This window comes from Streptomyces sp. NPDC094143 (assembly GCF_040303825.1).
Classification (GTDB): domain Bacteria; phylum Actinomycetota; class Actinomycetes; order Streptomycetales; family Streptomycetaceae; genus Streptomyces.
Map to the genome: position 1 here is coordinate 127726 of NZ_JBEOTZ010000025.1, position 7873 is coordinate 135598.

Annotated in this window: 8 protein-coding genes; 2 read left to right on the forward strand and 6 right to left on the reverse strand. The window is 72.4% G+C overall.

From position 1 onward, the window contains the following. Nucleotides 1-12: 12 nt before the first annotated feature. The 3 genes from ABTZ58_RS27990 to ABTZ58_RS28000 form a co-directional block, all read right to left on the reverse strand. On the reverse strand, nucleotides 13-2067 hold the full coding sequence (locus ABTZ58_RS27990) for a DUF1996 domain-containing protein (protein ID WP_351362322.1): 2055 nt from the start codon (nucleotides 2065-2067) through the stop codon (nucleotides 13-15). 252 nt (nucleotides 2068-2319) lie between these two features. Continuing rightward, nucleotides 2320-3000 (reverse strand): lytic polysaccharide monooxygenase auxiliary activity family 9 protein, encoded by a 681-nt coding sequence (locus ABTZ58_RS27995; RefSeq protein ID WP_351362278.1) that lies wholly within the window; start codon nucleotides 2998-3000, stop codon nucleotides 2320-2322. 208 nt (nucleotides 3001-3208) lie between these two features. Beyond that, nucleotides 3209-3841: a GNAT family N-acetyltransferase gene (locus ABTZ58_RS28000; RefSeq protein ID WP_351362326.1), complete on the reverse strand. Its 633-nt coding sequence runs from the start codon at nucleotides 3839-3841 to the stop codon at nucleotides 3209-3211. A gap of 678 nt (nucleotides 3842-4519) precedes the next feature. On the opposite strand from ABTZ58_RS28000, the gene ABTZ58_RS28005 reads away from it, so the two are divergent. Beyond that, entirely contained in the window at nucleotides 4520-5692 is a 1173-nt protein-coding gene (locus ABTZ58_RS28005; protein ID WP_502996140.1) for a YihY/virulence factor BrkB family protein, read from the forward strand. Between the two features lie 19 nt (nucleotides 5693-5711). Here ABTZ58_RS28005 and ABTZ58_RS28010 read toward each other — a convergent pair whose 3' ends face one another. The 3 genes from ABTZ58_RS28010 to ABTZ58_RS28020 all read right to left on the reverse strand — a co-directional run bounded on the left by ABTZ58_RS28010 (nucleotide 5712) and on the right by ABTZ58_RS28020 (nucleotide 7147). Then, a complete protein-coding gene (locus ABTZ58_RS28010; protein ID WP_351362284.1) occupies nucleotides 5712-6164 on the reverse strand; it encodes a flavodoxin family protein in 453 nt (150 codons plus the stop codon). Nucleotides 6165-6275: 111 nt separating this feature from the next. Next, nucleotides 6276-6707: a DUF3618 domain-containing protein gene (locus ABTZ58_RS28015; RefSeq protein ID WP_351362286.1), complete on the reverse strand. Its 432-nt coding sequence runs from the start codon at nucleotides 6705-6707 to the stop codon at nucleotides 6276-6278. Beyond that, nucleotides 6704-7147 (reverse strand): phage holin family protein, encoded by a 444-nt coding sequence (locus ABTZ58_RS28020; protein WP_351362289.1) that lies wholly within the window; start codon nucleotides 7145-7147, stop codon nucleotides 6704-6706. The genes ABTZ58_RS28015 and ABTZ58_RS28020 overlap by 4 nt, the downstream gene beginning before the upstream one ends. A 150-nt stretch (nucleotides 7148-7297) precedes the next feature. Between ABTZ58_RS28020 and ABTZ58_RS28025 the strand changes: the two genes are divergently transcribed. Next, on the forward strand, nucleotides 7298-7747 hold the full coding sequence (locus tag ABTZ58_RS28025; protein WP_351362292.1) for an SRPBCC family protein: 450 nt from the start codon (nucleotides 7298-7300) through the stop codon (nucleotides 7745-7747). The last annotated feature ends 126 nt before the right edge of the window (nucleotides 7748-7873 follow it).

Here is a 7873-nt window from a genome sequence, read left to right on the forward strand (position 1 = left end):
GGGTGGGGCCGGTCAGCTGCGTCGCACGCGGCGCAGGACCAGGAAGCCCGCGGCGACCAGGACTGCGCCCGCCGCGGCCGGCCAGAGCTGGGCACCGGTGTCGGCGAGGCCGCCTTCACCGACCGCCTGCGGCTCGGTCAGGGACGGGGCCGACGGCGTCGGGGCGGCGCTGGTTGCCGTTCCGACGGCCTGGGACTCGCCGAGGCCGTCCGCGTCCCCGCCGTCCTGCTGCCCCGTGCCGCCGCCGTCGGACGAGGGCGTCGCGAGAACCTCGGGCGCGGCGGTGCCGGGGGCCTTGGACCCGTCGGCGGGCTGCGGCGCGGCGGTCGGCTCGTCCGCGGCCGGGGACCTGGAGGCCTCACCCTTGCCGTCGTCTCCCTTGCCGTCGTCTCCCTTGCCGCCATCGTCTCCCTTGCCGCCATCGTCGTCCTTGCCGCCGTCGTCTCCCTTGCCGCCGTCGTCGCCCGCGTCGCCGGGCTTGCCGCCGGCGTTCCCGTCCTGCGGCGCGTCCGGAGTGCGCGTCGGCTGCTCCTGCGGGGCTTCCGGAGTCTGCGAGGGCTCCTCCTCGCCGGGCTCCTCACCCTGACCGGGCTCCTCCTGGCCGGGCTCCTCGCCCTGACCCGGCTCCTCGCCCGCCCCGGCGCCGCAGGTGCGGCCGTCGTTGATGCAGTCGACCATCTTCTTCATCAGGCTCTCGTCGAAGACGTTGATGAAGTCGCCGTGGTCGGTCACCGGCTTGTGCAGCTGCTCCGGGAAGGAGTCGACCGCGAACAGGGGCGTCGTACGGCCGCCGTCCTGCAGGCTCGGCGCGTCGACGTCGTAGACGATGCGCTGCACGAGCTGCGGGATGGGACGGAAGCCGGACGGGCAGGCGCCGGCGGCGTCCGCGAACGCCACGTGGGTGCGGTGGTTGGCGCTGTCGATGTTGCGGCCGTCCCAGCAGCTCTGGAACTTGAAGGTGCGCACCACGTCACTGCCCTGCGGGCACAGCGGGTACTTGTCCTTCAGCTGCCGGTCCTCGAAACCGGTGCAGCTCCAGGAGGCGTTGGCGTTGGCCGGGCCGTTCACGAACGCCTTGGCGTCACCGGTGATGATGCGCAGCAGCCGCGGCATGGCGGTGACCTTGTCGCGCGGGTTGCCCACGAAGTTCAGCGTGACCTGCTTCGGCGTGACGATCTCACCGGCGTTGCCCTCGATGCCACCGCCCGGTTTCTGGGCGTCCTGCTCCTGCGTGCCGTTCTGCAGGCGCAGCACCGGCCAGTAGTAGGAGGACCTGTCGCCCTGGTCGACGCAGCTGGTCTCGGCGTTCGCGAGGTCCTGGTCGCTGGCGAAGGCGTCGTTGGCCTGGTTGCCGACGTAGTCGTGGAAGTGGTGGGCGCCGTTGGTCACACCCGGAGCGACGATGACGTTGTCCGAGTTGAACAGGCCGTTCTCGTTGACGCCGCAGCTGGTCGCGAACGAGCCGCGGGAGGCGTTGCCCTCCGGGCGGGGGGCGTTGACGTTCGGCTGGACGCTCTTGATGTCCACGAAGTCGGCGGCGACGGGGCCGTTGCCCGCCTGCCCCCCGTTCGCGCCCTGGCCCTGCTCCTGGTCGTTCTGCTGTCCCTCGCCCTGGTCCTGGCCGGGCTGTTCGCCACCGCCGTCCTGGCCCTCGCCCTCGGCGGGGGCCTGGTTGCCTGACTCCCGCAGGGTGCAGGCGGCGAGGGCGTCGAGCCCCTCGGGCCGGTCCCCCACGCGGTCGATGGCGATGGCGATGCGCTCCAGGGTCGCGGCCCGCTTGTCCTTCAGCGGGTTCACGATCGCGCTGCCGGCGAAGCCGGAGTCCTGCCGGATCTGCTGGGCGGAGGCGGTCAGCCGCTGGTAGGCCTGGGCGATCTGCTCGTCCAGCAGGGCGAGTTCCTTGTCGACCTCCGCCCTGGCCTGCTCGGGGACCGAGGTCAGCTTGGTGCCGACGTCCGGGCAGTCGATCGTCGCGCCCCCGGCCGGAGCCCCCGTGCCGGAGCGCGTCCGGGCGTCCTCACCGTCCCAGCCGCCGTCCGTGGCCGAGGCGTAGACGTTCGCGGCCATCAGGCCGCCTCCGCCCAGGATCAGCGCGAACGCGGCGAAGGTCGCGCGTCGTTTGCCGGTAGGGCGTCTTCGCGAATTGCGTGCCAAGGGTGCTCTCCTGCGCTTGTGGCGTGCCGGGCATGAAAATCCCCTCGCCCCATACGTACGGGAGCACCGGTGTGTTCAGGTGTCTCGATGATTTTCGGAGAACTCTCATGGACCCGGCAAACACCCGGGCCCCGCCGGACGCACGCGCCGGCGGGGAGACGCGGGTCAGCGGAAGTTCACGTCACTGCACAGGAAGTAGGTCTGGTCCATGTGCGAGGCCTGCCAGATGGTGTACACGACGTGCCGGCCGCTCAGTCCCGATGTGCTGACCGGGATCGAGTAGTTCTGGCTCGGCGCGTACTTGCCCGTGCGGGCGACGAGTTGGAGGTCGTTCCAGGTCAGGGGCTGGGTGGTGGGGTCGAAGCCCTGCCGGGTGACGTACACCAGGATGTAGTCGGCGCCGTGACCGGCCTGGTCGTGCAGCTTCACGGTGAAGTTGCCGGTGACGTCCGTGGCCTTCCAGGCGCCGACCGCGTCGAGCGAGTCGTACCGGCCGCCCTCGGTCCGGCCGCCGCTGCATAGCTGGCCGTTGGGGACCACGGCCTGGAAGTTGCCGCCCGAGCCGTTGCGGTAGAGGCCGTTCCAGTTCCACATGGCGTTGGGGTCGTCCTGCCACGCCTGCCAGCACATCGGGTCGAGCTGGGCCATCTGCGGGTTCTGGAAGTCACTCCCCCAGCGCTGCCAGCAGCCGTAGTTGCGGGAGGCGGGGTCGACGACGGAGCCGTGGGCGACGGCCGTGCCGCTCCACGGGAGCAGGCTGAGCAGCGCGACGGCCAGGGCGCTCAGTGCGAGCGTCGGACGTGACCTCACCCCGGGACGCCTAATGCCATGACCATGACAATCCATGATCTCCTTCTTCCGATGTGGGGGTTGCCGTACCTTCGGTGTGTTCCACGTGGGGAGAGCGGGAGCGTGTGGGAGCGCTCCCGCTCAGCACAGGCTGCGCCTGACGATCCGCAGCGGCAATGTGCGTTTGCGCCACATCGGCGCCCCCCTGGCGCGTTCGACGCGTTCGACGCGCTCGACGGTCGCGCCGCCCAGGGCGTGGGGTCCGTCAGAGCCGGTCGAGCTCCGTGGTGCCGCGTCCCAGGTACGTGGCCGAGCCGGGCTCGGGGACGTGGAGCTCGTGGAACCCCATCCGGTCGTAGAAGGCCCTGGCCCGTGTGTTGGCCGTGGCCATGGCGAGGTGCACGGCCGGTACGCCCTTGTCCTGGAGCGTCGCGAGGAAGGTCCGCATCAGCCGGCGCCCGTGGCCGCGGCCCTGCCAGGACGGCAGCAGGTCGATGTGGAGGTGCGCGGGGTAGGCCGCCAGTTCGGGCACCACCATCCGCTCCGGGTGGTGCAGCAGGTGGGCGATCTCCTCGTCCGGGGTGCGCGGTCGCCCGAGCGGCTCCGGGTGGCGTTCGGCGACCAGGGGCAGCCAGGTGGTGCGGAAGTCCTCGGCGAAGCGCGCGGTGTCGGCGGTGCCGAGGATGTACCCCACGGCCTGTCCCCGCCCGTCGTCCAGCACGAAGGCCAGCTCCGGCTCCAGATGGACGTAGGGGGCCGCGAAGGTGGCCGGAAAGATTCCCGGGTCCGCGTAGTGGTGGCGGCTGTCCCCACCGTTGTGCGCGGTGCGGACGCAGATGTCGTCCAGGGCCGGACGGTCCTCCGGGCGGTAGGGGCGGATGATCGAAGACGTGGTCATGGCGGCATCGTGCACGCTGTGGGAGCGCTCCCTCAACCCCTCGCCGGTGCGGTCGTCGTGCCGGACTCCGGCCATGGCCACCGTGCACCGGCTGCGCAGGACCGCGCTCGCCCTGCCGGACACCGTGAAGGTGACGCAGGCCGGGGCGGTGGCGGCCTGCGCCGTGCGGAGCAGGCGCTTCGGCTCGGTCACGCAGGACGGTCTGATCCGGTGGTGCCTGCCGCCGCAGGAGACGGCGGCGGCCCGGGCCGCGCATCCCACCGGTGAGCCGCCGCTGCGCGAGGGGCGCCGGCCGGATTCCGCGTCCCGCTGGCGGACATCGCCGGCAAGGAGCCGAACGCCCCGGTGCGGGATTCCTGGTGCGACCGCGCCCCGAAGCGGCTAGCCGCGTCACTGGCGGCGGCGGAGGCCGCTGCCGACGCGCCCGGAGGGGAACCTGCCCGCCGGGATCGGCAAGCCCGCCACCCGGGCCCTGCACGGCGCCGGCCTGGCGACACCGGAGCGGGTGGCCCGGTGCTCCCAGAGCGAGCTGCCCGCCCCGCACGGGGTCGGGCCGAAGGCCGTGCGGGTGTCCCGGAGACCCTGCGGCGACACGGACTGGACCTGCGGGACCGAACCCGGCGACTACCCCGGCGAGCCCTGCTTAAGGCCACGGTCAGGGGTTACCCGGCTCACATGGTGAAGCTGCATATACCCGGACGAAAAGACCACCAGGCGGCCGAGGCCCCGCCCCGGGAGAACCCGCCGCCCGGGCCCGGGGCTGAGCGCCGGGAGGACCCGCGGCCCGGATCCGAGGCTGAGCGCCGGGACGACACACTCCCGAGGCACGAGGCTGAGCGCCGGGAGGACCCCGCCCGCGCCGCGGGGGAGCCCGGGCCCAGCCCAGAGGTGGAACGGGCGGCGCCGGACTCGCCGACCGAGCTGCCCCGCGCCTCGTGGGGTGCGGTGCTCAAGGGCAGCCTGCGCGAGTTCAAGGACGACGAGCTGACCGACCGCGCGGCGGCGTTGACCTACTACGGGGTGCTGGCGCTGTTCCCGGCCCTGCTGGTGCTCGTGTCGATGCTCGGCCTGACCGGCAGGTCGACCACCGACAAGGTGCTCGACAACGTCCAGCAGCTCGCCCCCGGCTCGGCGCGCGACATCATCACCCGGGCCGTGGAGCAGCTGCAGGGCAACGCCGGCGTCGGCTCGCTGATGGCGATCGTCGGTCTCGTCCTCGCGGTCTGGTCGGCCTCCGGTTACGTGGCCGCGTTCACCCGCTCCGCCAACGCCGTCTACGACATGCCCGAGGGCCGGCCGGTGTGGAAGCTGCTGCCGGTGCGGGTGGTCGTGACCGTCGTGCTGATGGTGCTGGCCGTGATCAGCGCGCTGATCGTGGTCTTCACGGGCGGCCTGGCCCAGCAGGCCGGGACGGCCCTGGGCATCGGCGACACCGCGCTGACGGTGTGGTCGATCGCGAAGTGGCCCGTCCTGGTCGTCCTGGTGACGATCATGATCGCGATCCTGTACTGGGCGACCCCGAACGCCAAGGTGAAGGGCTTCCGCTGGATCACTCCGGGCAGTCTGCTGGCCCTGGTCATCTGGCTGATCGCGTCCGCCGGATTCGCGCTCTACGTGGCCAACTTCGCCTCGTACAACAAGACGTACGGGACAATGGCCGGTGTCATCGTCTTCCTGATCTGGCTCTGGATCACCAACCTGGCGATCCTGCTAGGCCTGGAGTTCGACGCGGAGACGGTCCGGCAGCGGGCGATCGCCGGTGGTCATCCGCCGGAGGCGGAGCCCTACACCCAGCCGCGCGACACCCGCACGTGGGACGAGCAGGACCGGCGGCGGCTGGACGAGACCTGACCCCGCCTGCCCTAGCCGCTCAGTCCATGAGCCCGGCGGCGACCGTCGCGCCCAGTTCCCGGCAGCGTTCGGTGTCGCTCCCGTCCGGCTCTCCGGTCACGGTCACGGCCTCGGCGGCGCGCCGCCAGCCGAGGCCCGTCGTGACCGTCTCGATGCCGCGGACCGCGCCGGTGACGTCGTTGCCGCCGTGCACCCAGTAGCCGAAGGGGCGCCCGCGCGTGGCGTCCAGGCACGGGTAGTAGACCTGGTCGAAGAAGTGCTTGAGGGCACCGGACATGTAGCCGAGGTTCGCGGGCGTGCCCAGCAGGTAGCCGTCGGCGGCGAGGACGTCGGAGGCCGTGGCGGACAGCGCGGGCACGCGGACGACCCGGACGTCCTGGATCTCGGGGTCCGTCGCCCCGGAGAGGACGGCTTCGAACATCGCCTGGCAGTTGGGCGAGGGCGTGTGATGGACGATCAGCAAGGTGGCCACGCCTCCCGACCCTGCCCTGCGGCCGCCGTCACCGCAAGCATCGGCCCCGGTACCGCGTGCGGTGACCGGGACCGACGCTCGTCCGGCGGGCCGGCGCCGGTCGGCGCCCGGTCAGCCGCGGCTGGGGCGGCGGAGCAGCAGGACGGCGACGACCAGGGCGCCGGCGCCCGCCAGCAGCGCGGTCCGGTGGTCGCGCACCCGCTGCGGGGCCTTGTCCTGCCAGACCTGTTCTGCCTGCGCGGCCTTCCCCTTCGCGCCCTGAGCCGCCGCGGCGCCCTTCTGCCTCACCGGCTCGGGCAGCTTCTGCCCCACCGTGCGGGCGACGTGCGAGGCCTGCGCCCTCGCCCGCCCACGCCAGGCCCGCGCCTTGTGCCCGGCCCGCGCCTTGACCGCCACGGCCTTCTCGCGGGCGCGGGTCTTCACATCGGCGCGGTCGGCGAGCTCCTGGACGGTGTCACCCGGTTCGTGACGGGTGCGCTCGACCCGCTCGCGCAGCTCCTCGGGGCTGCGGGCGCCGGGCTCGGCGTGCGGGGGCCGGGTCATCGCTGTGCACTCTCCTTGATCTCGGCCACGTCGGCCTTGACGCTGTCGATGGTCCGCTGCGGGGCGGGCGAGCCCGCCCGGCGTACCTGCTTGCGGCCGGCCAGTGCCGTCACACCGGTGGCGAGGGCGAGGACGGCCGTGACGATGAGGGCCGCCGCCCACACCGGGAGCGGTACCGCCAGAGCGGCGATCACCGTGGCGACCAGGGCCTGCAGGGTGACGAAACCCAGCACGCCGGCCCCGCCGAACAGCCCTCCGCCCTTCCCGAAGCGTTTGCCCTTCTCGGTCATCTCCGCCTGCGCGAGGCGCATTTCGCCCCGTACCAGCTCGGTGAGCTGTGTCGTGGCACGCTGCACCAGCTCGCTCACGGGCTCGTCCCCGGCCGTCGGCGCGGTGGACGGGCGCGTGGCGGCGGACGCCGTGCGGTCCGTGTCCGTCATGGCGATCACCTCCGGGTCTCCTGTCCGGCCCGGGTACCCCCGACGAAGCGGAAAGGACACCCGGCCGGAGAAGTCGGGCCGATCATGAATGACCGGCGCGGAATCCGGTACTCGACGGTCGCTCTCCGTACGAGAATGGGAGGTACCGCCTTGTCGCAGGTAGAGGAATCCATCGAGGTCCGCGTCCCGGTCCACACGGCCTACAACCAGTGGACGCAGTTCGAGACGTTCCCTCAGTTCATGGACGGCGTGGAGCGCATCGAGCAGCGCACCGACACCCTGACGCACTGGGTGACGAAGGTCGGCGGCCAGGAGCGGGAGTTCGACGCGGAGATCACCGAGCAGATCCCGGACGAGCGCGTCGCCTGGACCACCGTGAACGGTGAGGCCAAGCAGGCCGGTGTGGTGACGTTCCACCGCATCCAGGACGACACGACCAAGGTCATGCTGCAGATGGACTTCGACCCCAGCGGCGTGGCCGAGACGGTGGGCGACAAGCTCGGGTTCGTCAAGCGGCAGGTCTCCGGTGACCTGCGGCGCTTCAAGGAGTTCATGGAGGCGCGCGGGTCGGAGACGGGCGCCTGGCGCGGCGAGGTCTGACCGGTCCGGTTCAGCACGAGGCGGCGGCCACCCGGCGGGGGTGGCCGCCGCCGCGTGTGGCCGGCCGGCAGGCCCCAGGTCCCGCGGTTACGCTCTCCGGCCCCCAGGCGGGGCGCGGGCTGTAGT